General features: G+C 70.6%; 22 protein-coding genes. 19 read left to right on the top strand and 3 right to left on the bottom strand.

Features of this window, described 5'->3' with window-relative positions; all coding sequences use genetic code 11:
• The first annotated feature begins 35 nt into the window (after positions 1–35).
• Positions 36–1,760 carry an AMP-binding protein gene (locus CHAN_RS02640; protein ID WP_290291443.1) on the top strand — a complete coding sequence of 575 codons (1,725 nt, stop codon included), beginning with the start codon at positions 36–38 and terminating at the stop codon, positions 1,758–1,760.
• Between the two features lie 18 nt (positions 1,761–1,778).
• Here CHAN_RS02640 and CHAN_RS02645 read toward each other — a convergent pair whose 3' ends face one another.
• Positions 1,779–3,353, bottom strand: a complete 1,575-nt coding sequence (locus CHAN_RS02645) for an LCP family protein (RefSeq protein WP_048740309.1) — start codon at positions 3,351–3,353, stop codon at positions 1,779–1,781.
• Between the two features lie 133 nt (positions 3,354–3,486).
• Here CHAN_RS02645 and rfbD point away from each other — a divergent pair, with 133 nt between their 5' ends.
• The 5 genes from rfbD to CHAN_RS02670 all read left to right on the top strand — a co-directional run bounded on the left by rfbD (position 3,487) and on the right by CHAN_RS02670 (position 10,009).
• Positions 3,487–4,470: a dTDP-4-dehydrorhamnose reductase gene (gene rfbD, locus CHAN_RS02650; protein WP_290291446.1), complete on the top strand. Its 984-nt coding sequence runs from the start codon at positions 3,487–3,489 to the stop codon at positions 4,468–4,470.
• A gap of 499 nt (positions 4,471–4,969) precedes the next feature.
• Positions 4,970–6,757, top strand: a complete 1,788-nt coding sequence (locus CHAN_RS02655; RefSeq protein ID WP_290291449.1) for an HNH endonuclease signature motif containing protein — start codon at positions 4,970–4,972, stop codon at positions 6,755–6,757.
• A gap of 484 nt (positions 6,758–7,241) precedes the next feature.
• Positions 7,242–8,225, top strand: a complete 984-nt coding sequence (locus CHAN_RS02660) for a glycosyltransferase family 2 protein (protein ID WP_290291452.1) — start codon at positions 7,242–7,244, stop codon at positions 8,223–8,225.
• Positions 8,226–8,295: 70 nt separating this feature from the next.
• Positions 8,296–9,408, top strand: coding sequence for a mannose-1-phosphate guanylyltransferase (manB, locus tag CHAN_RS02665; protein ID WP_290291454.1), 1,113 nt, complete (start codon positions 8,296–8,298; stop codon positions 9,406–9,408).
• Positions 9,409–9,643: 235 nt separating this feature from the next.
• Complete coding sequence (locus CHAN_RS02670) at positions 9,644–10,009, top strand: WhiB family transcriptional regulator (protein ID WP_048743037.1); 366 nt, start codon at positions 9,644–9,646, stop codon at positions 10,007–10,009.
• A gap of 71 nt (positions 10,010–10,080) precedes the next feature.
• On the opposite strand, the gene CHAN_RS02675 is transcribed toward CHAN_RS02670, so the two are convergent.
• Positions 10,081–10,539 (bottom strand): metallopeptidase family protein, encoded by a 459-nt coding sequence (locus CHAN_RS02675; protein ID WP_048743055.1) that lies wholly within the window; start codon positions 10,537–10,539, stop codon positions 10,081–10,083.
• Positions 10,540–10,634: 95 nt separating this feature from the next.
• Between CHAN_RS02675 and CHAN_RS02680 the strand changes: the two genes are divergently transcribed.
• From CHAN_RS02680 to manA, 4 genes are read left to right on the top strand one after another with little or no spacing between them, the layout of a single operon-like run.
• Complete coding sequence (locus tag CHAN_RS02680) at positions 10,635–11,027, top strand: DUF3499 domain-containing protein (RefSeq protein ID WP_048743036.1); 393 nt, start codon at positions 10,635–10,637, stop codon at positions 11,025–11,027.
• 51 nt (positions 11,028–11,078) lie between these two features.
• Positions 11,079–12,458, top strand: coding sequence for a phosphomannomutase/phosphoglucomutase (locus CHAN_RS02685; protein WP_048743035.1), 1,380 nt, complete (start codon positions 11,079–11,081; stop codon positions 12,456–12,458).
• Positions 12,459–12,483: 25 nt separating this feature from the next.
• Positions 12,484–13,479 carry a hypothetical protein gene (locus tag CHAN_RS02690; RefSeq protein ID WP_290291464.1) on the top strand — a complete coding sequence of 332 codons (996 nt, stop codon included), beginning with the start codon at positions 12,484–12,486 and terminating at the stop codon, positions 13,477–13,479.
• A 7-nt stretch (positions 13,480–13,486) separates the two neighbouring features.
• The gene (manA, locus tag CHAN_RS02695; protein ID WP_048743033.1) at positions 13,487–14,677 is read left to right on the top strand and encodes a mannose-6-phosphate isomerase, class I; all 1,191 of its coding nucleotides are present in this window, start codon (positions 13,487–13,489) and stop codon (positions 14,675–14,677) included.
• On the opposite strand, the gene CHAN_RS02700 is transcribed toward manA, so the two are convergent.
• Complete coding sequence (locus CHAN_RS02700) at positions 14,674–15,429, bottom strand: hypothetical protein (RefSeq protein WP_290291471.1); 756 nt, start codon at positions 15,427–15,429, stop codon at positions 14,674–14,676. The genes manA and CHAN_RS02700 overlap by 4 nt on opposite strands.
• Positions 15,430–15,742: 313 nt before the next feature.
• Between CHAN_RS02700 and CHAN_RS02705 the strand changes: the two genes are divergently transcribed.
• The 9 genes from CHAN_RS02705 to CHAN_RS02745 all read left to right on the top strand — a co-directional run bounded on the left by CHAN_RS02705 (position 15,743) and on the right by CHAN_RS02745 (position 24,547).
• The gene (locus tag CHAN_RS02705) at positions 15,743–16,108 is read left to right on the top strand and encodes a hypothetical protein (RefSeq protein ID WP_290291474.1); all 366 of its coding nucleotides are present in this window, start codon (positions 15,743–15,745) and stop codon (positions 16,106–16,108) included.
• Positions 16,109–16,186: 78 nt separating this feature from the next.
• Entirely contained in the window at positions 16,187–17,641 is a 1,455-nt protein-coding gene (gene ahcY / locus CHAN_RS02710; protein ID WP_290291476.1) for an adenosylhomocysteinase, read from the top strand.
• Positions 17,641–18,291, top strand: a complete 651-nt coding sequence (locus CHAN_RS02715; protein WP_290291479.1) for a dTMP kinase — start codon at positions 17,641–17,643, stop codon at positions 18,289–18,291. Before ahcY ends, CHAN_RS02715 begins: the two co-directional genes overlap by 1 nt.
• A 10-nt stretch (positions 18,292–18,301) precedes the next feature.
• The gene (gene mtrA / locus CHAN_RS02720; RefSeq protein WP_290291482.1) at positions 18,302–18,976 is read left to right on the top strand and encodes an MtrAB system response regulator MtrA; all 675 of its coding nucleotides are present in this window, start codon (positions 18,302–18,304) and stop codon (positions 18,974–18,976) included.
• A gap of 9 nt (positions 18,977–18,985) precedes the next feature.
• On the top strand, positions 18,986–20,644 hold the full coding sequence (gene mtrB / locus CHAN_RS02725) for an MtrAB system histidine kinase MtrB (RefSeq protein ID WP_290291483.1): 1,659 nt from the start codon (positions 18,986–18,988) through the stop codon (positions 20,642–20,644).
• Positions 20,641–22,398 (top strand): LpqB family beta-propeller domain-containing protein, encoded by a 1,758-nt coding sequence (locus tag CHAN_RS02730; RefSeq protein ID WP_290291485.1) that lies wholly within the window; start codon positions 20,641–20,643, stop codon positions 22,396–22,398. The genes mtrB and CHAN_RS02730 overlap by 4 nt, the downstream gene beginning before the upstream one ends.
• Before the next feature lie 11 nt (positions 22,399–22,409).
• Entirely contained in the window at positions 22,410–23,057 is a 648-nt protein-coding gene (locus CHAN_RS02735) for a ComF family protein (protein ID WP_290291486.1), read from the top strand.
• A 171-nt stretch (positions 23,058–23,228) separates the two neighbouring features.
• A complete protein-coding gene (gene hpf, locus CHAN_RS02740) occupies positions 23,229–23,882 on the top strand; it encodes a ribosome hibernation-promoting factor, HPF/YfiA family (RefSeq protein WP_048743016.1) in 654 nt (217 codons plus the stop codon).
• 113 nt (positions 23,883–23,995) lie between these two features.
• Positions 23,996–24,547, top strand: a complete 552-nt coding sequence (locus CHAN_RS02745) for a hypothetical protein (RefSeq protein ID WP_048743014.1) — start codon at positions 23,996–23,998, stop codon at positions 24,545–24,547.
• Positions 24,548–24,659: the final 112 nt, after the last annotated feature.

Here is a 24,659-nt window from a genome sequence, read left to right on the forward strand (position 1 = left end):
GTGGGTCACCGTCACCGACCCCAGGGAGAGACTCAATGTCGACCGCGACGATCGCCGAGATCACCACCAGGCCCACCCCCTTCGGAAGGGAAGTGATCGACCCCGACGGCCGCGTGATGTCCCACGTCTTCGGCGCGACCGTGGACCAGGGCGCCGCCCCGCTGCGCTCCGACACGCTCGGCGACGCACTGGCCGCGCAGATCGCGCGGTTCCCGGACCGCGAGGCCGTCGTCGACGTCTTCGCCGACGTCCGCCTGACCTACCGCGAGTTCGGCGACAAGGTCGACCGCCTCGCGGCCGCGCTGCTGCGCGCCGGCTACCGCCGGGGCGACCGCGTGGGCATCTGGTCCACCAACCGCTGGGAATGGCCGGTCGTGCAGTACGCCTGCCACCGCCTGGGACTGATCCTGGTCAACATCAACCCGGCCTACCGCCAGTCGGAGCTCAATTACGTCCTGGAGAAGGCCGGCGTGCGCTGCGTCTTCGCCGCCCGCCGCTACAAGGACTCCGATTACCGCACCATGCTCATCGAGGCCTCGAAGCAGCGCGGCGTGGACCTGAAGGACGTCATCTACTTCGGTTCGGAGCGGTGGCTGGACGTCATGGCGCACGACGTCAACGGCGACCGCGCGGACCTGGACGCCGCGATCGCCGAGGTCGATCCCGCGGATCCCGTGAACATCCAGTTCACCTCCGGCACCACCGGCTTCCCCAAGGGCGCGACGCTGACGCACCGCAATCTGATCAACAACGCCAACCAGACCGCGGAGCAGCTGGGCTACGACGAGCACGACCGCGTCGTCGTGCCCATCCCGTTCTTCCACACCTTCGGCATGGTGCTGGGCATCATCGCGACGCTGAACCGCGGCGCGGCGCTGATCATCGCGGGCCCGGTGTTCCAGCCGCGCGAGGTGCTCAAGGCGGTCCACTCGGAGCGGGCGACGTCGCTGTACGGCGTGCCCACCATGTTCATCGTCGAGCTGGAGGAGGCCCACGACCACGAGGAGTACGGCAGCCCGTACGACCTGTCGTCGCTGCGCACGGGCATCATGGGCGGCACGTCCTGCCCGTCGAAGACGATGACCGAGGTGATGGAGCGCTTCAACATGCGCGAGATCGCCATCTGCTACGGCATGACCGAGACGTCGCCGTGCAGCTTCCAGACCCGCAAGGACTCGCCCGCGGAGAAGCGCGTGCACACGGTCGGCCAGATCATGCCGCACCTGGAGGCGAAGGTCGTCGACCAGGTCACCGGCGAGACGCTGCCGCGCGGCGAGCAGGGCGAGATCCTCGTGCGCGGCTACGCCGTCATGAAGGAGTACTGGCGCCACCCGGAGAAGACCGCGGAGGCGGTCGACCCCGACGGTTGGATGCGCACGGGCGACCTGGGTTCGCTTGACGACGAGGGTTACCTCGCCATCACCGGCCGCATCAAGGACATGCTCATCCGCGGCGGCGAGAACATCTACCCGCGGGAGATCGAGGAGTTCCTGTTCACGCATCCCGACGTGGTCGACGCCCAGGTCATCGGCGTGCCGGACGACAAGTACGGCGAGGAGATCATGGCGTGGGTGATCCTCCACGAGGGGGCGGAACCACTGACCGTCGAAAAGCTGCGCGAGTTCGCGCAGGGCAAGCTGGCCCGGCACAAGATCCCGCGCTACCTGCACATCACCGACTCGTTCCCCATGACTGCGTCGGGCAAGGTGCGCAAGGTGGAGATGCGGGAGATGGCCCCGAGGATCCTGAACTGGGTCTGATTTGGTGCCGGGTCTGAGCTAGTTCACGCACATGACGCCGTCGCCGCCGGCGTCGATGTGCTTGTTCAGGTCCTCTTCGGGGGCCATGCCCTCCTGGCCGACGACGTCGCCGGCGCCGCTTCCGCCGTCCGCGGGGGCGGCGTCGGTGGCGGAGGGGGTCGAACCGTCGGCGTTGAGGCCCGGGCCGTCGTAGTCGCCGGCGACGGTGACCGAGATCGTTTTCGGCGCCATGGTGGTGTCGTGGACGACGGGCAGCCCGCCGAGGGCCTCGGCGATGGCGGCGGCGGCCGGGTCGTCGGGATCGGCGGTGTTGACCTGGCTGATGGCCACGCCGGCGAATTCGGCGTTGGCGACGGTGCCCTCGCCGTATCCCTTCTCCGTCAGCACGGCGGACGCACGGCCGGCGAGGCCCTCGATGCCCGTGGCATTGTACACGCTGACGGTGTACTCGGCGGGGTCGTGGTCGCGGGGCTTGGCGGCTTCGGAGGCCCCTTCGGCCTCGGGGTTGCCCAGCAGCTGGTCGAAGTACTTGTGCACCTGCGTCTTGTTCACCGTGACCACGGATTCGCCGTAGTCGCCGACGCCGTCGATGGACGTGACGGGGATGGTCTCGAACTTGACGTTGCCGCCGGTCAGGCTCTGCATCTGGGTGGCGAAGCCCATGACGTCCCAGTCGTTGTCCAGTACGACGGAGCGTTTGACGGCGCCGCCGAGCTCGTGGAGCTTGCTGGGGTTGGACAGCGTGCCGGCGGAGAGCAGCTTGTTGGCGAAGGACGCCATGAACGCCTGCTGGCGGGTGATGCGGTCGAGGTCGCCGCGGGGCAGGCCGTGGCGCTGGCGCACGAAGCTCAGCGCGTCGGCGCCGCCGATGGACTGGCGCCCGGCGTGGAAGTTGGCGCCCGAGAATTCGTCGTAGACGTCGGCGTTGAGGCAGACGTCGACGCCGCCGATGGCGTCGGTGAGCAGCACGAAGCCGAGCAGGCCGACTTCGGCGTAGTGGTCGACGGTGACGCCGGTGAGGTCGGCGACGGCGGTGATCAGCGCCTGGCGGCCCGCTTCGGTCGATTCCTTCTCGACGGCCGCCGGGTCCTTCCCCTCCGACGTGAGGCGTTCGGCGGTGGCGAGCTTCTTGTCGCCGTAGACGCCGTTGATCTTCTTGTTGCCGTCGTCGGTGCTGATGTACGTGTCGCGGGGGATGGAGATCGCCGTCGCCGAGGATCCGTCGTTGGGCACGCGGATGACGATGATCGTGTCGGTGTTCGTCACTTCCTCGTTGCCGGCGCGCAGCAGGTCGATTTCCTCCTGCGTCAGGGGGTTGCCCTGCGCATCGGCGCGGGAGTCGGAGCCGACGAGGAGGATGTCGGTGGCGCCGTCCTTTTCCTTGCCCAGCGAAAAGTCGCCGCCGGAACCGAGGTTGCCCGTGGTGCGCACGACCGTCCACCAGCCGACGGCGGACACGACGAGGCACAGCACCGACAGCAGGACGAGCAGCGAGCGCACGGGCATGGGCAATGCCTGGCTGACGTCGCGGCGTTGTGCCGGCGGCGCCTGGATCGCGCGAGCGTGCCTCGACTGCGGTGTGCGTGCGCTCAAAGTGGTTCCTTCCTTCGGGCCGTCGCGGCTGGTCCCGTGCACTACGGTTGATGCCGTCAGGTGGGCGTCGCCAAGCGGATTCGATTGCTTTGCGACGGCTCAGTCGTCCCCACGATAATGAAATGGACTCCCGATGACCGAACCACGCGCCCGGATGGCCCATGGAGCGGGGGGACGCGGCGACGTGAAACGGGTCGCCGTGGTGGGCGCGGCGGGGCAGTTGGGCGTGGCGATGCTGCGGCGCATGCCCATCGGCGGCGGCCCCGACGTGGAGTGGCTGGCGCGCGGCGATCTGGACGTCACGGATGCCGCGGCGGTCGCGTCCCATCCTTCGCTGCGGGGCGTCGACGTAGTGGTGAACGCCGCCGCGTGGACCGACGTCGACGGTGCGGAGACCCCCGCCGGTGAGGACGCCGCGCACGAGGTCAACGCCGTCGCGCCCGGTCTGCTGGCCCGCCGGTGCGCGCGGGAGGGGGCGTTCCTCGTTCACGTGTCCACGGATTACGTGTTCGGCGGTGGCGGCGGTGACGGCGCGGGGCGCCGGCCCCTTCGGCCCGGCGATCCCACGGTGCCCGACACCGCCTACGGGCGCACGAAGCTGGCGGGGGAGCGAGCCGTGCTGGAGGCGGTGGAGGCGGACGGCCTGCGCGCGGCGATCGTGCGCACCGCGTGGGTGTACTCCGGGGCGACGCAGCCGGATGCGCCCGACTTCCCGTCGACCATGCTGCGCCTCGAGGAGCGCGGCCGCACGGGCGATGGGCCCGAGTGCATCGACGTCGTCGACGACCAGCACGGGAATCCGACGTTCGCCGACGACCTCGCCGATGCCCTGTGGCAGTTGGCGCTGCGGCCCGTGGAGGGCGTGTTCCACGTGACGGGGTCGGGCCGGGCGACGTGGCATGAGGTCGCGTCGGAGGTGTTCGCCATCGCCGCCGGCCGGCGCGGCGAGGACCCGGAGGCCGCCCGCGCCCGGGTGCGCCCGTGCACGTCCGAGCAGTTCCCGAGGCCCGCGAAGCGACCCGCATGGTCCGTTTTGGACGGTTCGGATTGGGTCGCCGCGGGTTTCGCGCCCCTGCCCGACTGGCGCGATGGCCTGCGCCGCGCGTTGGACGGCTGAGCTTACGCCTGCTCGTCGGCTGCTTTGCGACGTGCCGGCGTGGGAGGGGAGGGGCCTGGTGGTGGGATGAATCTGCGGCCCGAATCGCGGCGCCGCAACTATGGTCCGCCAACAACTCCGATCCTCGCCCTTTTGCACCCCGCACTGCGCTGCCTCCACCTGGACGCGAGCCCTCCCGACCTGCGGGCAACCGCAACCCGCCACCCACATGGCAATCAGTACGTGCCAGTCGGCTGCTAGTCGCTGATATGTGCGAGCCAGTCGCTAGTCGCTGATTCGTGCGAGCCTCGCGTGCACCGCCCCGTGTGATGCGAAAGTGTCTCATGGTGCGAAAAGAAGCGAAACCGTGACGCAATGTTCGAGCGATAACGGTCGAACACGTGTATCATCTGTGGTGAAGCGGGATGGGGATAATGGGCCGGCTTCCACAGGGGGATCTGCGTGATTTCCCGTTGACGTTGCAGTTCCAGTTTCTTTTCGCCACCGTGGGGGAATCGACATGGCTTTCGACCATGTTCCATTCGATGCAAGCGACGATGAGCACAACTGTCCGGACCACCACCGCAACCAACACGCCCATCCACCCGACAATGGTGGGCGGGACACGCCCGACGCCGTAGGCCAGCCCGATCAGGCCGGTCGGGATGGTGGGGCCGGCGGCCAGCAGGAGGCATCGCGCCAGTCCTCCGCACCAGAGGCTTCGTCGCCCCAGTCTGCCGAGCGGGCATCGCCGCATAAGTCCGCCGGGCATGAGGCCGAGCCGCGCAAGCGGTGGGTCACCGAACACGACGACGATGCTCTGGCCTGCCTGGCCCGTGAGCGCAACATCGCCGAGGTGGACATGGCGATTGCCTGCACGCCCGACGGTGGCACGGACGTCGATTCCCACGCCGCGGCCATCGCCACCCGCATCGGGGCGGGCAAGGTGCGGGCGATGCAGTACTGCGACGTCGGGGTGATGCTCCACCGCATGCCCCGCATCCGCGACTTCTGCACTGGCGGTGTGGTGCCGATGGGGCACCTGGTGAAAATCGCCGCCGCCATCATCGCCGTCACCGACGACCACCTCGAAGAAGTAGAAACCCGGTTCCTGGAGTACCTCACGCCCAGGCGGGACTTCCAGGCGCTTCCCGGCATCCGGGTATTCGCCCGGCACCTGGCCCGCATCGTCGAGGACATCGCACCGATCTCCACCCCACCCGACGACGAGGACCCCGGGCCGGTAACGGAGGGGTACGTCGCCGACCGGGACTGCCCCGGTGATCACGGGTGCGTGGAGGTGGTGTTGCGCAAGGATCGGTTGGCCGAGTTCGACGCCACCGTCCGCGCCATCCGGGATGCCCGCCTCAACGCCGGGGAGGCCTGCACCCTGGCTGATGCGCTGATGCACCTGTGCCGGGGAGACCATGGTGGGGCGAACGTGACGCTGAATGTGTATGCCGATGGTGGGGTCACCGATGAGGGGGAGCTTCGGTTGTGGTTGGACGGTGCCGGGTGGTTGCCGACCTACGTGACAAAGCAGTGGTTGGAACGGGCGAGCTCAGTGCGGTTGTCGGGTGATTCGGTCACTGGTGGGTATGTGCCCACCGAGGCGCAGAAGGCGAGGGTGCGGGGCCGTGATGGTGGGTGCCGGTTTCCGGGGTGTTCGGTGCCGGCGGATAAGTGCCAGATCGATCATGTCGTCAACTACGACCCCAACCTCGACCACACCACCTGCGACCATGCCCATGAGCATGCCGGTGGGTTCGTCGCCGGCAATGCGGCCAATGGGTTGGGTGTGACGGCGACGTGGAACCTGCAGTGTTTGTGCCAGCACCACCACAACCTGAAGACCTCCCGGCATTGGCATGCGGTGATGCACGATGACGCGTCGGTGACGTGGAGCGACCACACCGGCACCACGCAGGCGACGACGGTGCCGCATGGTCCGATCGCCCACATCAAACGCCAGACCTTTGATCAGCGGGCGGCGAGGTTGGCGAAGACCATCCGCGCCGACAACGACAAGCGCATGCGGGCCGAAACCCAAGCGCGGGAGGCGATGGAGAAGGCCGAGGTTGATGCGGCCTTGCGGGACCATGCCCGTCAAACCGCGAAGTATGAGCGTGAGATGGAGGAGTTTGTTGCCGGGCCGTTGAATTCGACCGATCCGGTGGTGGCCGGGGATGCGCGGGCGGTGGTCGATGCGGCCGATGATGGGTGGCCGTGCACGGAGGATGACACGGAGCCGGCGTCGGTGCCCGAGGCGCCGCGGCCGTTGGGGCCGGACCCCACGGTGCCGTTCTGATGGTGCCCGATGTGGCGCTTCTGATGTGGCCGTTCTGATGTCGCGCCTGATGTGGCCGTTCCGATGGAGGCGGTGTTGATGGTGCGCTTTGGGCGGTGGCGCTTTGATGGCGCTGTTCTGATGTTGCGCCCGAGGCCAACAGTCGATGCAGAGTTACAGAAGATATAGATGAGTCACTCAAAGAGATGGGAATAGTGAAGATCGCTCGGGGAGGGGCGAACAGTGAGGGCGGCACGGGAAATCCACGCGTGGAGGATCGCGCGGGAAAGACAGCAGGGGGAAACACGACCAACGCAGCTCAAGCCGCCGAACGCCCCCGCCCTTCCCGGAAATTTCGCCCAGGCGCCACGCCCCAGCCGGCCCGCCGGGCGCCAACCCCGGCTGCCCCCACCGGAGTGGCGGGGGCGAACCAGCCGACCGGTGTCATAGGGTCTATGCCGTGAAAGACGAGCGCGGCGACACGCGAAAAGAAAGGTGCGCGATCGTGAACCAGGCGAACAACCGGGCGGCAACCGGGGCGGGCGACGAGTCCGGCCGGCCCCTTGGCGTCGTCACGGTCACGTACTCGCCGGGGGAGCACATCCGGGCGCTGGTCGACTCGCTGCCCGGATCGACCGCCGCGGGCACCGTCCTGGTCATGGCCGACAACGGCTCGAAGGACGGCGCCCCCGAAGCCGAAGCCGCCCGCGCCGAAGAAGAAGGCCGCACGGGCACCGTCGGCGACGTCATGTTCCTGCCGACCGGCGGCAACGTCGGCTACGGCAAGGCGGCGAACATCGGCATCGCCGAACTCGCGACCATGCGCGACGCCGGCCGGATCCGCGGCGACTACGTGCTGCTCGTCAACCCCGACGTCGTATTCGAACCCGGGTCCATCGACGCGATGCTCGACTGCGCCGCCCGCAACCCCCGCGCCGGCGCGATCGGCCCGCTGATCCGCGAAACCGACGGATCGGCCTACCCCTCGGCGCGCGCGGTGCCGGACCTGGTCGGCGGCATCGGCCACGCCCTGCTCGCCGACATCTGGCCGTCCAACCCGTTCTCCCGCCGCTACCGCGACGACGCCGACATGTCCCGCGAACGCGACGCCGGCTGGCTGTCGGGCTCCTGCCTGCTGCTCAAGTGGGAGGCATTCGAATCCATCGGCGGATTCGACGACCGCTACTTCATGTACATGGAGGACGTCGACCTCGGCGACCGCCTCGGCCGCGCCGGCTGGCGCAACGTGTTCTGCCCGGATGCCGTCATCCGCCATGCGCAGGGCCATTCCGCGTCGTCGCACCCGGAGATCACCGTCCGCGCGCACCACGAATCCGCGTACCGCTTCATGTCCGACCGTTTGCCCGGCCCATGGCGCGCGCCCATCCGGTGGGCGCTGAAAATCGGCCTCTCGCTGCGTGGCACCATCATTTTGGCCGCGAAGAAGCGTAGGCAGAAGGCTGTGGCGGCTCGAGTCCCGCGCCCCTGAACGCGAGGCACAAGTGATTGCTTTGCGACGTCCCGTCGTAAAGCGAAAACCCAGGAGGAACCCTTCAACCATGACCACCCATGACACGTCCACGACGGACGCGGCCGAGCTGGCGGCGAACACCGACGCCGTCATCCTCGTCGGCGGGCAGGGCACGCGGTTGCGGCCGCTGACCGTCGGCACGCCGAAGCCGATGCTGCCCACGGCCGGCGTGCCGTTCCTGGAGCATCTGCTCGGTCGCATCAAGGCGGCCGGGATGACGCACGTGGTGCTGGGGACGTCGTACAAGGCGGAGGTGTTCGAGGATCACTTCGGCGATGGTTCCGACCTGGGCCTGGACATCGAATACGTGGTGGAGGACGAGCCGCTGGGCACCGGCGGCGGCATCCGCAACGTCTACGACCGCCTGCGCCACGGCACCGCCATGGTGTTCAACGGCGACGTCCTGGGCGGCACGGACCTGGGCGCGATCCTGAAGACCCACGCCGAGAAGAACGCCGACGTGACCATGCACCTGGTGCGCGTGCCCGACCCGCGCGCGTTCGGCTGCGTGCCCACCGACGACGACGGCCGGGTGCTCGAGTTCCTGGAAAAGACCCAGGACCCGCCGACCGACCAGATCAACGCCGGCTGCTACGTCTTCCGCCGCGAGCTGATCGGCGAGATCCCCGCGGGCCGGACCATCAGCGTCGAGCGGGAGATCTTCCCGTCGCTGCTGGACAACGGCCGCCGCGTGTACGGGTACGTCGATTACGCCTACTGGCGCGACATGGGCACGCCCGCGGATTTCGTGCGCGGGTCGTCCGACCTGGTGCGCGGCATCGCGCCGTCGCCGCTGCTGGAGGGGCGCCACGGCGAGTCGCTGGTCGACGAGTCGGCGTCGCTGGGCGGCGGGGCGCTGCTGTACGGCGGCACCGTCGTGGGGCGCGGCGCGGAAATCGGCGCGGGCGCGCGGCTGGACCAGACCGTCGTGTTCGACGGCGCGAAGATCGGCGCCGGCGCGGTGATCGAGCGGTCGATCATCGCGGCGGGCGCGACGATCGGCCCGCGCAGCGTCATCCGCGACGCGGTCATCGGCGAGGGGGCGGACATCGGCGCCCGCTGTGAACTCGTTTCCGGGGCGCGGGTGTGGCCCGGGGTGGTCCTCCCCGACGGTGGGGTGCGGTTCTCGACGGACGTGTGACCCGGTCGCAAGCCTCAAGCCCGGCTTCATCCCCCACGCCGGGGGGATCGCCGTTAGGCGGCTTCCTGAGTTTTCGCGGTGAATCAACCTGAGCGCTTGACCTTCGCGGGGTTCCACGTGTGTAATCACAAGTGTGTGATTGCGGATGGAATCGAGTTAACCACCCGGAAGATTTATTCCCGCCGCGGTTCGCGTGACCGAATTTCCACCCCGTTTACCAGGCAGGAGGCCTCGCATGGATGAGTCCACCGTGTTCGGCGGACGTGCCGTGGGACGGGATTCGAGCGTGGGGGAGTCCCAGGTGCACGAGACGACGGCAGTCGAGCAGCCCCGCCCGCCGGTGGATTGGGCCGAAGATCTGACCGGACTTTTCGAGGCGGTCGACGAGGATTGGCAGGAGCAGGCGCTGTGCGCCCAAACGGACCCGGAGGCGTTCTTCCCCGAGAAGGGCGGTTCCACCCGTGAGGCCAAGCGGATTTGCCGGGCCTGCGGAGTCCGCGACGAATGCCTCGAGTTCGCGTTGGCGAACGACGAGCGATTCGGAATTTGGGGAGGTCTGTCGGAGCGTGAGCGCCGCCGCCTGAAGAAGCAGATCGGGTAGCGGCGCATGCAAAGGATCGCATTCGACCGAAATCGAGAAGACCCGGCATCGCCGGGTCTTTTTTCGTTCCCCTAGAAGCCGTCGTCGTACCCCGGGTCCACCACGGACGGGTCGATGTTCAGGTGCACCGCCACCAGGCGGGCGAGCACGTTGCGCAGCACGTCCTGCAGGTCGGACATGGTGGGCGCGCGCTTTTCGACGGGCCGGCGGAACACCACGATCCGCGGCCGCGTCGGACGGCCGAGGCGGTCCACGCCGGCGGGGATGAGGCGGCCCAGGGGAATCGGCCCATCGGCGGCGACTTCGTCGGGAAGCAGCGCGCCGGGGTGGAGGTGCATGAGCGGCACGGTGTCCACGGCGATGTCGAGGTGGGCGAGCTGGTCGTGCCAGCGGGCCTCGATCGGGGCGTATGCGTCGAGGACCGCCTGGTCGAACGCCTCGGTGCGGCTGCGCCACCGGGGGACCTCCGGGGGGAGGAGGGGGCCGCGCGGGCCGCGGCCGCGGCGCTCGATGCGACGTGAGACGTTCATGGTGGCCAAGTCTATGGCCCGCCCCGCCGCGCCCGGCGAAGGCGCTCCGGGGGTGGGGCTCCCAAAACCTCAACCCAGGGTCTAGACTTTTTGGCGTGAGTCAATTCCGCCGCTGCTGCAGGCCGGGGTGCGGCAAGCCCGCCATCGCCACCCTGACCTACGCGTATTCCGAGTCCACCGCCGTCGTCGGGCCGCTGGCCGCCGCCAGCGAACCGCATAGCTGGGACCTGTGCGAACGCCACGCGCAGTCCATCACCGCACCGCTCGGTTGGGAGCTGGTGCGCTACGACCTGCCCGCCGAACCCGCCGAAGACGACGACCTCACCGCGCTGGCCGAGGCCGTCCGCGAGGCGGGGCGCCACGCCACCGGCCTCGTGCTCCGCGACGAAGGCGAGTCGCGCTGGACGCAGGTCGACCCCGCCCGCCACCCGTCGCGCCGCTCCGGCCGCGCGCATCTGCACGTGGTGCCCGACCCCGAGGACGGGTAGGGGTAACATTTCGCTCCTGTAAGCAGCAATCTAGGAGCGAGGACGGCACAAGTGACCAAGCGCAGCCGAGCGGCGATCGACGCCGTGATCAAGGCCTACGACGTTCGCGGAGTGGTCGGCGACGGCATCGACGAGGAACTCATGCGCGACGCCGGTGCGGCGTTCGGCCTGCTGATGCGCCGCGAGGGGGCGGAGCGCATCGCCATCGGCCACGACATGCGCGATTCCTCCCCGGGACTGTCCCGCGCGTTCGCGGAAGGCGCGGCGGGGCAGGGCGTCGACGTGGTGATGCTCGGCCACACGTCCACCGATGAGCTGTACTACGCGTCCGGCACGCTGGCCTGCCCCGGCGCCATGTTCACCGCCTCGCACAACCCGGCGGAGTACAACGGCATCAAGCTGTGCCGCGCGGGCGCCCGCCCGGTGGGCCAGGAGACCGGCCTGGCGGAGATCAAGGATCTGCTGGTCACCGGCGTCCCCGAATACGACGGCGAGGCCGGCGACATCACCGAGCGCGACGTCCTGCAGGGCTACGCGGAATTCCTGCGCGGGCTGGTGGACCTGACCGGCGGCCGCCGGCTCACCGTCGCGGTCGACGCGGGCAACGGCATGGCGGGCCTGACCGCTCCGGCCGTGCTCGGCGACGTGTGCGACGTCCGCGAGCTGTACTTCGAGCTCGACGGCACCTTCCCCAACCACGAGGCGAACCCGCTGGAACCGGCGAACCTGGTGGACCTGCAGAAGTTCACCGTCGAGCAGGGGGCGGACATCGGCCTGGCCTTCGACGGCGACGCCGACCGCTGCTTCGTGGTGGACGAGAAGGGCGACCCGGTGTCGCCGTCGGCGATCTGCGCGCTCATCGCCACCCGCTACCTGGCCGACGACCCGGGAGCGGTGATCATCCACAACCTGATCACCTCGGCGGCGGTGCCCGAGATGGTCATCGAGTCCGGCGGCGTCCCGGTGCGCACGCGGGTGGGGCACTCGTTCATCAAGGCGCAGATGGCGGATACGTCTGCGGTGTTCGGCGGCGAGCACTCGGCGCACTACTACTTCCGCGAGTTCTGGAACGCCGATTCCGGCATGCTCGCCGCGCTCCACGTCCTGGCGGCGCTGGCCGAGCAGGACAAGCCGCTGAGCGAGTTCATGGCGGAGTTCGACCGCTACGAGCAGTCCGGCGAGATCAACTCGCGGCTGGGCTCGGCGGAGGAGCAGCGCGAGAAGCAGGCGAAGATCTCCGAGATCTTCGCCCCGCGCACCCGCGAGCACGATTGGGTCGACGGCCTGACCATCGGCCTGAAGGACTCGAAGGCGTGGTTCAACGTCCGCGCGTCCAACACGGAGCCGCTGCTGCGCCTCAACGTCGAGGCCCCGACCCGCGAAGAGGTCGACGCCATCGTCGACGAGGTCCTGTCGATCATCCGCTCCTGACCGGTTTTCCGGCATGCTTGGGGGCATGGACCCGCATAGCCTGCCGTTGATCGCGGCCGCCGAGGGGCCGCACCTGCGCGCCGCCGCCTCGGCCGCCGCCGAGGGGCTCTTCGATTCCCTCCCGGAGCCCCGCGCCGTCGTCCTGATCACCAACGAATCCCGTGCCCGGTTGGCGGCGGAGGCCGTCATCGCGCTGGCCACGGACGCGAGGGCGCCGATCACCATCGCCCGGTCGCTGCCGAGGTTCGTCGGCGCCCTGGACCTGGTGTTCGTGCTCACCGACGACCCCGGCGACCCCATCGCCGAGGTACTCGCCGAAGCCGACCGCCGCGGCGCGGCCACGGTGCTCATCGATCCCGGGGAGGGGCCCGTGCGCGCCGCGGCGTCGCCGCGCACCGTCGTGGTGCCGCGGCCCGCGCTGTCCGCCGCGGGGTCCTTCTGCGGCTATCTCGGTGCCGTGCTGGGGGCGCTGACGGCGGCCCGCGTGACGGCGCTGGGGCCCGCGGCCGTGCTCGGCGACGTCGCCGATGCCGTCGACGCCGAGGCGGTGGCCTGCGCGCCGGACCGCGATCTGCTGGTCAACCCGGCCCGCCAGTGGGCGGAGTGGATGCGCGGGCACGCGGTGGTGATCGCCGGCGAGGGCGACGCGTGGCGCACGGTGGCGGAGCTGGCGGCGGCGTGGCTGCTGGATGCGGGCGTGCCCGCCCACGGCACCACGGTGTCGGACATGTTGCGCGCGTCGGTGGCGCTGGCGCCGTCGCCGGAGGCCGCGTTGGGCGACCTCTTCCACGACCCGTTGATCGATGGTCCGGCCGACGGCGGCCGGATGCTAACCTTGAGCGTCATTGCCGTGACTTCCCCGGCCGACGCGCCCTCCGTGCGCGCGCGCCTGGAGCCCTTCGATTGGGCCCGCGTGGAATGCCCCGCCGAGGAAGTCGAGGTCCGCCACCCGTTGGTGGACGTCTGCGTCACCGCGGCCCGCGTTGCCGCGGCGGCCGCTTATGTACCTGAGGAGGGATGACGGCCTGATGGAGCGCATCGACGCGGTCATTCAGTCGTACCCGTGGGGGTCGCGTACCTTGATCGCGGAGCTCATGGGGCAATCGTCGCCGTCGGCTCGGCCGCAGGCGGAGGCGTGGTTCGGCGCCCACCCGCTGGCCCCGTCGACCGTCGGCGGGCGCCCGTTGACGGAGGTCATCGCCGATGATCCGGCGGCGGCCCTCGGCCCGGCGGCGGAGCTTGCGGACGGCACGCTGCCGTTCCTGCTGAAGATCCTCGCCGCCGCCGAGCCCCTGTCGCTGCAGGCGCACCCGACGCTGGAGCAGGCGAAGGCCGGTTTCGCGGCGGAGAACGACCGCGGCATCCCGCCGACGGCGCCGCACCGCAACTACCGCGACGCGAACCACAAGCCGGAGCTGATCGTGGCCCTGACCCGCTTCCACGCGCTGGCCGGCTTCCGGCCGGTGGAGCGGACCAAGGAGCTTTTCGACGAGCTGGCGATCCCCGAGCTCGGCCACTACACGGTCATGCTCGACGCCCCGTCCCCGGTGGAGGCCCTGCGCGCGCTGTTCACCACGTGGCTGACCCTGCCCAGCCGGGTGCTGGGCGATCTGGTCGAGGCCGTGCGCGCCGCCTGCGCCGCGTACTCCGGCGGCGGCTGGGTCGGCGAGGTCGCGGCGACGACCGCGGACATCGCGGCGCGGTACCCGGGGGACCCGGGCGTGCTCGCGTCGATGCTGCTCAACCGCATCACGCTCGAGCCGGGCGAGGGCATCTACCTCGGCGCCGGCCAACTGCACGCGTACCTGTCGGGCATGGGCGTGGAGATCATGGCCAACTCCGACAACGTCCTGCGCGGTGGCCTGACGTCGAAGCACGTCGACGTCGTGGAGCTGCTGCGCGTGCTGGACTTCTCCCCGGCGGAGGACCCGGTGGTGCGCCCGGTCGTCGAGGGTGCGGTGTCGACGTATCCGACCGCCGCCCCGGAATTCCGGTTGGGGCGCGTGAGCGTGCCGGCGGGGGACTCGGTCGAGGTGCCGGAAACCGGTGCGCTGATCGTCCTCGTCGTGGAGGGGGCCGCCGAAATGTCGTCGGAATCCGGCGAGGTGCGCCTGTCCCCGGGCGGGGCGGCGTGGGTGCCGGCCGACGAGGCGCCGCGCGTGCTGCGCTCGGTCGGCGGCTCGGCCGTCGAGGCGTTCGTGGCCTCCGTGCCCGTCTAGTTCCGCTCCGCGGTCGGCTCGGCGGAGCCGGACCCGGTCGGCTTCGGAGACTCGGTGGTCTCCTTGGGCTCGGTCTCGGCCGGCGTCGGCTCGGCCGGCACGATCGCGTCGGCGGGCTTGGCGGGCTTCGACGGCTTCGGAGACTCGGTGGGCTTCGGAGATTCCGTGGTTTCGGTCGGCTGCGTCGGCTCCGTCGGTTCCTTCGGCTTCTGGGTTTCGGCGGGGGTGCCCGGACGGGCCTCCTCCGTCTTTTCCCCGGGCTTTTCCTCGCCCTTGTCGCCGAACTTCCAGTCCGGCAGGCCCGGCCCGCCGATGCCCGGCGGCAGCAGCGGTTTGGGGCGCTTCGGCGTGGGCAGGGTCGGGCGCGTCGGCTCCGTCTCCTCCGAATCCTCCGGCGGGGAGGGCGGGGGAGTCGACGGGCGCGACGACGGCGGCGCCGGGGGGACGTTCGGATCCGAGGGGATCACGGCGCGCGGCGGCAGGTACGGGTCATCGGCGATGTTGCCGCGGCCCGGCTTCGGCGCGGACGGGGCGACCGTGGTGGCGCGGTCCGGGGCCTCGTTCAGGGCGGACGTCCGGGGTCGGGAGGGGCCGTCGCCGGCTCCGAGGCCGGAGTCGTCGGCGACGCGCGGGAGCTGCCCCGCGGAAGGATCGGCGTTGACGGGGCCGTCGATCGCGGAAGCGCCGGAGCACCCCGCGGTCGCGGCCGCCATGATGACGACGATCCCGAGGCCCGCGGTCCGTGAGCGCATGTTCCCGGTCTCCCTTCAAAGTCGATGACGGTCGTGAGCGGTTGGCGAATCCCGCGGCGAACTGGACTATTGCGCAGCAGATAACGATTCGATCACCGTTTGGGCGGTTAACTTAACACACTCGTTATGTCAGCGGTAGTGGAAGAAAGGGGAGCGGGGGAGGAATCGGCGGCGGCGGACGGGTGAATCGGGGCCGCGATGGTCGCCGTCGCGCGCCCCCGTGGGGTAGAACATCGGGGTATGGGGGCCGGGATGGCCCGCCACCGTGGGATCGCCGCGAGATCCCGTTCCGGTACCCGAAGGAGAACCGCCAATGTCCACCTGGGATTCCATCATCTTCAGCAGCGATGCCGTCATAGACCTGTTCGAGGAGGTGTCGGCCCTCGAGGACGATGATCTGGCCGACGCCCTGCGGGACGCCTGCCGCCTGGCCGCGGGCGACGCCGACGACGACGAGGCCCGCGCCGGCCTCGGTGCCGCCACCGTCGCGGCGATCTGGTCGGGGGCGCCGTTCAGCGCCGGCCAGCTCGTCGACGAGTACCCCTTCATAAGGGAGGGGATCGGCGCCTGCCCCGAGGAACTGCGCGAGGCGGCGGCCGAGACGTTCGACGTTCTGGTCCCCGGCCTGACCGAGGAGGAGCAGGAGGCGGTCGAGGACTTCGCCGAGGCCGTCAACTAGCCTGGTGGGCAACCCATCGCGCGCCGACGGCGCGACATGAACGGGCGCGAATATCGCGAATAACACGGAAGAGGTCGCATGTCCCAGACTGTCATCGAGCACAAGGTCGCAGATGTCTCGCTCGCGGAGGCCGGTCGCCACCAGATCCGCCTGGCGGAGCACGAGATGCCCGGCCTGATGGCCCTGCGCGAGGAGTACCGCGAGGAGCAGCCGCTGGCCGGCGCCCGCATCGCGGGGTCCATCCACATGACGGTTCAGACGGCGGTGCTCATCGAGACGCTGGTCGCCCTGGGCGCCGAGGTCCGGTGGGCGTCGTGCAACATTTTCTCAACCCAGGACGAGGCCGCCGCGGCGGTCGTCGTCGGCCCCGAGGGCACCCCGGAGGACCCGAAGGGCGTGCCGGTGTTCGCGTGGAAGGGCGAGACCCTCGACGAGTACTGGTGGTGCCTGGAGCGCATCTTCGACTGGGGCGACGAGCTGCCGAACATGATCCTCGACGACGGCGGCGACGCGACGATGGCCGTCATCCGCGGCCGCCAGTACGAGGAAGCGGGGGTGGTCCCGCCCGTCGAGGAGGACGACTCCGACGAGTTCGTGGCCTTCAAGGGCATGCTGCGCCGCGTGCTGGCGGAGAAGCCGGATCTGTGGACCCGCACCGCCGAGGCGGTCAAGGGCGTGACCGAGGAGACCACCACGGGCGTCCACCGTCTCTACCACTTCGCGGAGGAGGGCGTGCTGCCCTTCCCGGCCATGAACGTCAACGATGCGGTGACCAAGTCGAAGTTCGACAACAAGTACGGCACCCGCCATTCGCTGCTCGACGGCCTGAACCGCGGCACCGACATGCTGCTGGGCGGCAAGAACGTCCTCGTCTGCGGCTACGGCGACGTGGGCAAGGGCTCCGCCGAGGCGCTGGCCGGCCAGGGCGCCCGCGTGCGGGTCACCGAGGTCGACCCGATCAACGCGCTGCAGGCGCTCATGGACGGGTTCCCGGTGGTCACGGTCGACGAGGCCATCGCGGACGCCGACGTGGTCATCACCGCCACCGGCAACATGGGCATCATCACCTTCGACCACATGCGCAAGATGAAGGACCACGCCCTGCTGGGCAACATCGGCCACTTCGACAACGAGATCGACATGCACTCGCTGCACCACCGCGACGACGTCGAGCGGGTGGAGATCAAGCCGCAGGTGGCCGAGTACCGCTTCGAGCACGAGGACGGCGAGGTCAAGTCGCTGATCGTCCTGTCCGAGGGGCGGCTGCTCAACCTGGGCAACGCCACGGGCCACCCGTCGTTCGTCATGTCGACGTCCTTCGCGGACCAGACGATCGCGCAGATCGAGCTGTTCACCAAGGGCGACGAGTACGGCAACGAGGTTTACCGCCTGCCCAAGATCCTCGACGAGAAGGTCGCGCGCATCCACGTCGAGGCCCTGGGCGGTTCGCTGACCACCCTGTCCAAGGAGCAGGCCGAGTACATCGGCGTCGACGTCGAGGGCCCGTACAAGCCCGAGCACTACCGCTACTGATGGGCTTCATCGTCGCCATCGAGGGCATCGACGGGGCCGGGAAGAACACTCTGTCGGGGGCCCTGGAAAAGAGGCTTCTCGACGCCGGCGCGTCCGTCGCAAAGCTGGGGTTCCCCGCCTACGGCCGCACCCCGTTCGCCGACTTCGCCGACGACGCCCTGCACGGCCGACTCGGCGACGTCGCCGATTCCGCCTGGGCGATGGCGCTGCTGTTCGCGCTGGACCGCCGGGACATGCGCGACGAGGTGATCGCGGCGGCCGAATCGGCCGACGTGCTCGTCCTGGACAGGTACGTCGCCTCCAACGCGGCGTACTCGTGGGGACGCACCGGCGACCGGGCGATCGTAGATTGGGTGCGCGAGCAGGAATTCGGGCGCCACGCGATGCCGGTTCCGGATCTGCAGGTGCACCTGGGCACGGGGGTGGCGGAGGCCGCCCGCCGGGCCGAGCGCCGCGAAGCCTCCGACGCCGCCCGCGTCCGCGACGCCTACGAGCGCGACGGCGGTTTGCAGGGCCGGGTCGCGGCGGCGTATTCGGACCTCGCCGCGGAATCCTGGGCGTCGCCGTGGCACGTCGCGGGGGATTCCGCGGAGGGGCTCGCGGAGCGGATCCTCGCGGACCTCGGACGGCCGATCCGCCCGGGCGGATAGGATGGGGCGCATGAGTGCCAAAATCCTGGTCGTCGACGACGACCCCGCCATCGCCGAAATGCTGACCATGGTCCTCCAGCGCGAGGGCTTCGAGACCGTCGTGGTCGGCGATGGGCTGGAAGCGGTGGGGGCCGCGTCGCGCGAGCACCCGGACCTGATCCTGCTGGACCTCATGCTGCCCGGCATGGGCGGCGTCGACGTGTGCCGCAACGTCCGCGAGGAAAGCGCGGTGCCCATCATCATGCTCACCGCGAAGACCGACACCGTCGACGTGGTGCTGGGCCTGGAATCCGGCGCGGACGACTACGTCACCAAGCCGTTCAAGCCGAAGGAGCTCGTCGCCCGCGTCCGCGCGCGCCTGCGCCGCCAGGACGACGAGCCCGGCGAGGTCATCGAGGTCGGCGACCTGGTCATCGACGTCCCCGGCCACGCGGTGTCCCGCGGCGGCGAGGAGATCGCGCTGACCCCCCTGGAGTTCGACCTGCTGCTGGCGCTGGCCCAGCGCCCGAAGCAGGTGTTCAGCCGCGAGGAGCTGCTGGAGAAGGTGTGGGGCTACCGCCACTCCTCCGACACCAGGCTGGTCAACGTCCACGTCCAGCGCCTGCGCTCGAAGATCGAGCAGGACCCGGAGAACCCGCGCATCGTGCTGACGGTCCGCGGCGTCGGCTACAAGACCGGCGAGTAGAGGGGACACATGGCGGAGGACCGGCGGCGGCTGGGGGATCGGCTGGGGGCGGCGTGGCGGCGTGCCCTGCGGTCGTGGCGCACGTCGCTCCAGGTGCGCGTGGTCACGTCCGTGATGGTCGTGTCGGTGCTCGTCGTCGGCATGCTCGGCTTCGCGCTGGTGTCGATCGTCGCCCAGCGGCTTCTCGACGCGAAGTTCAACGTGGCCAACGAGGAAATCGACCGCGCCCGCGTCGTCGTGGAGCAGACCATCGCCGCGTCCGGCGCCGACGGGACGCAGGCGAAGCTCAACGTCGGCCGCGAGGCGCTGGCGGACCGCGAAACCGGCGCTACGACGGGCTCGGCGACGATCTACGAGGCCGTGCTCATCGCCACCGGCGCCGACGGCGAAACCGTGCGCTCGCCCGTCGACGGGTTCGTGCCCACGCAGCTGCGGCCCTTCATCCAGCAGGGCCAGATCAGCTACCAGTACGCCACCATGGAGGCCCGCGACGGGTCGAACTATTCGGCGCTGGTCATCGGCACCCCGACGTCGGCCGACGTGCCCGGCCTGGAGCTGTACCTGGTCATGCCGCTGACCGCGGAGGAGTCCACCCTGGCGCTGGTCCGCGGCCTCTTCGCCGGCGCGACCGTCGTCATGACGCTGCTGCTGGTGGGCATCACGTGGCTCTTCGCCAACCAGGTCACCGGCCCCGTGCGGTCGGCCGCCCGGATCTCGGAGCGGTTCGCGGCGGGGCACCTGCGCGAGCGCATGGCCGTCGAGGGCGAGGACGAGATGGCCCGCCTCGCGGTGAGCTTCAACAAGATGGCCGAATCGCTCGCCCTGCAGATCCAGCAGCTGGAGGAATACGGCGACCTGCAGCGCCAGTTCACCTCGGACGTCTCGCACGAGCTGCGCACGCCGCTGACCACGGTGCGCATGGCGGCCGATCTCATCGCCGACGCCGCGGAGGACCTCGACCCCGCCACGCGCCGCGCCTCCGAGCTGATGATCGCCGAGCTCGACCGCTTCGAGATGCTCCTGGCCGACCTGCTGGAGATCTCGCGCCACGACGCCGGCGTCGCGGAGCTGTCCGCCGAGCGCGTGGACATGCGCCGGTGCATCGACGCCGCCCACCAGCCGCTGCAGGTCGTGGCGCAGGAGTCGGGCACCCAGGTCGTCCTCGACGTGCCGGACGAGCCCGTGCCGGCGAGCGTCGACTCGCGCCGCGTCGAGCGCGTGCTGCGCAACCTCATGGCCAACGCCATCGACCATTCGGAGGGCAATCCGGTGGTCGTCGCGCTGCGGGCCGACGACCGAGTGGTCGCCTGCACCGTCACCGACCACGGCGTCGGCCTGAAACCCGAGCAGGAGGAGCTGGTGTTCAACCGGTTCTGGCGCGCCGACCCGTCGCGCGAGCGCCGCACCGGCGGCACCGGCCTCGGCCTGGCCATCGCCCGCGAGGACGTGCTGCTCCACGGCGGCCGGCTGGAGGGCCATGGCGTCCCCGGCGTCGGCAGCTGTTTCCGGCTGCTCCTGCCGCTGGAGCCCGGCGGCCCCGTGGACACGGAGCCGCTGCCGCTGGAGGTGCCCGGGGCGCCGGCCCCGGTGCCGAAAACCGAGGTGATCGACGCCATCGCCGTCAAGCGGGAGGAACGCGAAGCGGGAACGGAGGGGGAGCGGGCATGATGCGCCGGACCAGGAAGACGATCGTCGCCGCGGCGAGCGCCGCCGCGCTGGTGCTCTCCGGGTGCACCACCATGCCGGGCGACACCACGCCCCAGGCCATCCGGCCCTTCGAGGCGCCGGCGCACGACATCGAGGTGCCCACGCCGCGCCCCGACGCGGCCCCCGACCTGGTGCTGCGCGACTTCTACGCCGCCTCCGCCCACCCGACGGACGACTACGCGGCGGCGAAGAAGTTCCTCACCGACGACGCCCGCGAGAAGTGGAACCCCCACGCCGGCAGGTGGATCGTCGACGGCATCAACGTCATCGGCGACGGCGGCGGCGACGAGGACGCGCGCAGCTTCGGCACCCGCGGCTCCATCGTCGGCGCCCTGGCGGAAAACGGCGCGTACGAGACCCAGTCGGCGCTGTACGAGGACTCCGTCGAGCTGCGCATGAACGAGGAGGGGCAGTGGCGCATCGCCCGGCTCCCCGACGGGGTGCTGCTGGAGCGCCAGGCCTTCCTGGACAGCCACGCACCGCGCAACGTGTACTTCCTCGACCCGTCCGGCAACCAGCTCGTGCCCGACAACCGGTGGATCTACCGCGGCGTCGGCGACGCCGCCATGGAGCTGCTGAAGACCATGCGCGGCGGTCCCCGCAACAGGCTGATGCCGGGCGTGACGTCGTCGTTCCCGGCGGAGGCCGCGGTGGAGGTCGGCCGCCAGGAGGAGGGTCCGGGCCGGGTGATCCGGCTGACCGGCCTCGGCGACCTCGACGAGACGCTGCGCAGGCTGCTCGCCGCCCAGATCGTGTGGACGCTCGCGTCGGCCGACGTGCGCGGGCCGTGGGTGCTGGAGGCCGACGGCCGCCCGCTGGTCGAGTCGCACCCGGGGCCGTGGACGCGCGACTCCGACGAGCTGCGCACCCTCGACCCGACGAAGGGCCCCGGCGACCGCGCGCCGCTGCACGCGGTGGAGACCGGAGGCGTCGTGGAGGTCACCGACAACGGGCAGCGGAAGTTGCCCGGCTGGACCTCCGAGGGCGGGCGGGTCCTGGTGTCCGCGGGCATCGGCGTCGACGAGGCCGGCACGCGCCTGATCGCGGGCGTGTCCCGCGCCGACCGCGGCGGCTCGGGCGAATCGTCGCTGTTGCTGGGCCGCGCGGGCGTCGCCCCGGAGAGGGTGCTGTCCGCCAAGAGCCTGACCCGCCCCAGCTGGTCGCCCGACGCGGCGTCGGTGTGGACGGTCGTCGACGGCGACCGCGTGCTGCGGCTGGTGGGCAATTCCTCCGCGGTGCCGGCGGTGGAGGAGATCGACGTCTCCGGCATCCCCGAGGTCGGCGGCGGCATTTCCGAGCTGCGCGTCGACCCGTCGGGCACGCAGGTGGCCATGATCGCCGGCGGCAACATCTGGATCGCCACCATCGAGCAGGCCGAGTCCGGCCCGTGGCGGCTGGTCAACGCCCGCCGCCTGTCGCTGACGGACGGGGTTACGCCGGTGACCCTGGCGTGGGCGCCGAATTCGACGATCATCGTCGGCGCCTACGGCGACAGCGCCCCGATGTGGCGCATCTACCCGGATGGCTCGGTGAACTACATGCTGCCGAAGCTGAACCTGAGCCCGCCGGTCGCGGTGGTGTCGGCGACGTCGTCGAAGATCTTCGCGCTCGACGACAACGCCCTGATGGAGCTGGTCACCGGCGAGGGCGAGGCCCAGTTCTGGCGGGCCGTGCCCGGCGTCGAGGGCCGCGCGGCCCCGGTGACCGTCGAGTAGCGTCGGCGGGCATGTGGGGGGAGCTGGCCGACGTCGCCCTGCCCCGCGCCTGCCCGGGGTGCGGGGCGCCGGGCCCGCCGCCGTGCCCGGAGTGCCGCCGCGAGTTCGCCCGGCCGCCGGTGCGACTGTCGCCGCGGGTGCACGTCGCCGCGCCGACGTGGTCCTGCGGGTCCTACGCGGGGCCCCGGCGGGCGGTGGTCCTGGCCGCCAAGGAGCTTTGCGACGCCTCGGCCCGCCACGTCATGGGCGCGGTGATCGGAGCGGCCGTGCTCCGTTTGGCGGCGGAGGGCGCGGTGGCGCATCCGTCGCAAAGCCCCGTGACGCTGGTGCCGGCGCCGACGCGGGCCTCTGCGGCGCGGCGCCGGGGAGGCGACCCCGTGGCCGCCGCATGCCGGATCGCAGCCGGCCGCATCCCGGGTGCGCGCGTGGCGGCGGGCCTGCTGCGGACGGCCGAGGGGGCGGAGGATTCGGCGGGGCTCACGGCCGCCGGCAGGCGCCGCAACATCGCCGGCCGGATCGTGCCGTCGGGGACGGTCGCGGGGCCCGTCCTGCTCGTCGATGACGTGCTGACGACGGGCGCGACGGCGGCGCATTCCGTGCTCGTGCTCGCGTCGCTGGGCATCCGGGTCGACGGCGTGATCGTGTTTTCGCACGCCTAGGGGCGATTGCCCCCGGATGTGCCGCGGGGCGCGTCAAATCGGACGGGAGGTTGATGGCCGCGGGGGTAACCGCGTCTGTATCCTGGAGGCACAGTTAGTCGCGTCACCGTGGACGCCGTGAGTAATCCCGCTCACGGATGGGCGGTGGCCATACCGGGAGGTAGGAAGCAAGTGACGACACCTGCTGACAACAACGAGGTCCTCAGCCCCAATGCCCAGGTGACCATCACCGGGCGCAACGTGGAGGTCCCGGAACACTTCGCCGAGCGAGTCAACGGCAAGCTCGCCAAGATTGAGCGCCTCGATCCGACCCTGACGTTCTTCCACGTCGAGCTGCAGCACGAGCCGAACCCCCGCCGCGCGGATCGTTCCGACCGCATCCAGATCACCGCCACCGGTAAGGGCCACCTGGCCCGCGCGGAGGCGAAGGAGGACAGCTTCTACGCCGCCCTCGAGTCCGCCCTGGGCAAGATGGAGCGCTCCCTGCGCAAGGTCAAGGCCCGCCGCAAGATCAGCCGCTCCGGCCACCGCGCGCCGATCTCCGTGGGCGAGGCCACGGCTTCCCTGGTCGAGGAGGCCAACGAGACCGCCCCGAAGGCCGACCCGTACGAGGATCAGGTCGAGGAGATCCAGCTGGGCAAGGTCGTGCGCACCAAGGAGCACCCGGCCACCCCGATGTCCGTCGATGACGCGCTGTCCGAGATGGAGCTCGTCGGCCACGACTTCTACCTCTTCGTCGACGAGGCCACCGGCCGCCCGTCCGTGGTGTACCGCCGCCACGCCTACGACTACGGCATGATCGCCCTGGCGAACGACGCCGAGTAGTTTCACGCGACGCCCCCGGCACCCGCTTTCGGGCGGTGGCCGGGGGTTTTGCCGTGCCCGGGGCCCCGCCGCCGGGGCTAGTATGGAAGGGGAAACGGAAAGGGGCCCCCGAGATGACCCAGCAGTGGTATCCGAGCCAGCAGCCGCCACGACAGCAGAACGGCCCGCTCTACGCGTTGATCGCGCTGGTCGCCGTGATGGCGGTGGCCCTGGGCGTCGTCGCGGTGATGGCGTTCGGGGGAGGCTTCGGCGGGGACGACGCGGCGAACGTCGCGGACTCGGGCGAGATGCAGGCGCCGCCGGCGCCCCGGCCCACCGCCGCCGCGCCGGCCCCGGAAACGGTGACGGAGACCGAGCGGGTGCGCGAGCGGGAGCGGGATTCCGGGGGAGGCCCGGTCTGGGGGCCCAACGCCGCCTACCAATACTGCGGGAACGGCGCGGTGACGGGCACGTCGACCACCAGCTGCCCGTTCGCGAAGAAGGTCACCGACGCGGTGTGGCGGGCCAACGTCGGCGCGAGCCACCTGACCGTCCGCGCCTACAGCCCGACGACGAACAAGACCTACACCATGAACTGCACCCTGGGGTCGATGAGCGGCCGGGACGCGACGTACAAGTGCACCGGCGGCAACAACGCGGTCGTCTTCGTCGGCGTCGCCGGCTGAGCGCCGTCGTAAAGCACCCGTACCCCACCCCGGGGTGCGGGTTGCTCGTATACTGGGGCACTTGAGCGCCCCGGCTGGGGCGCGGCCATGAGTCGTCTGTCGGAAAGGTCCC

This window comes from Corynebacterium hansenii, assembly GCF_030408795.1.
GTDB lineage: Bacteria > Actinomycetota > Actinomycetes > Mycobacteriales > Mycobacteriaceae > Corynebacterium > Corynebacterium hansenii.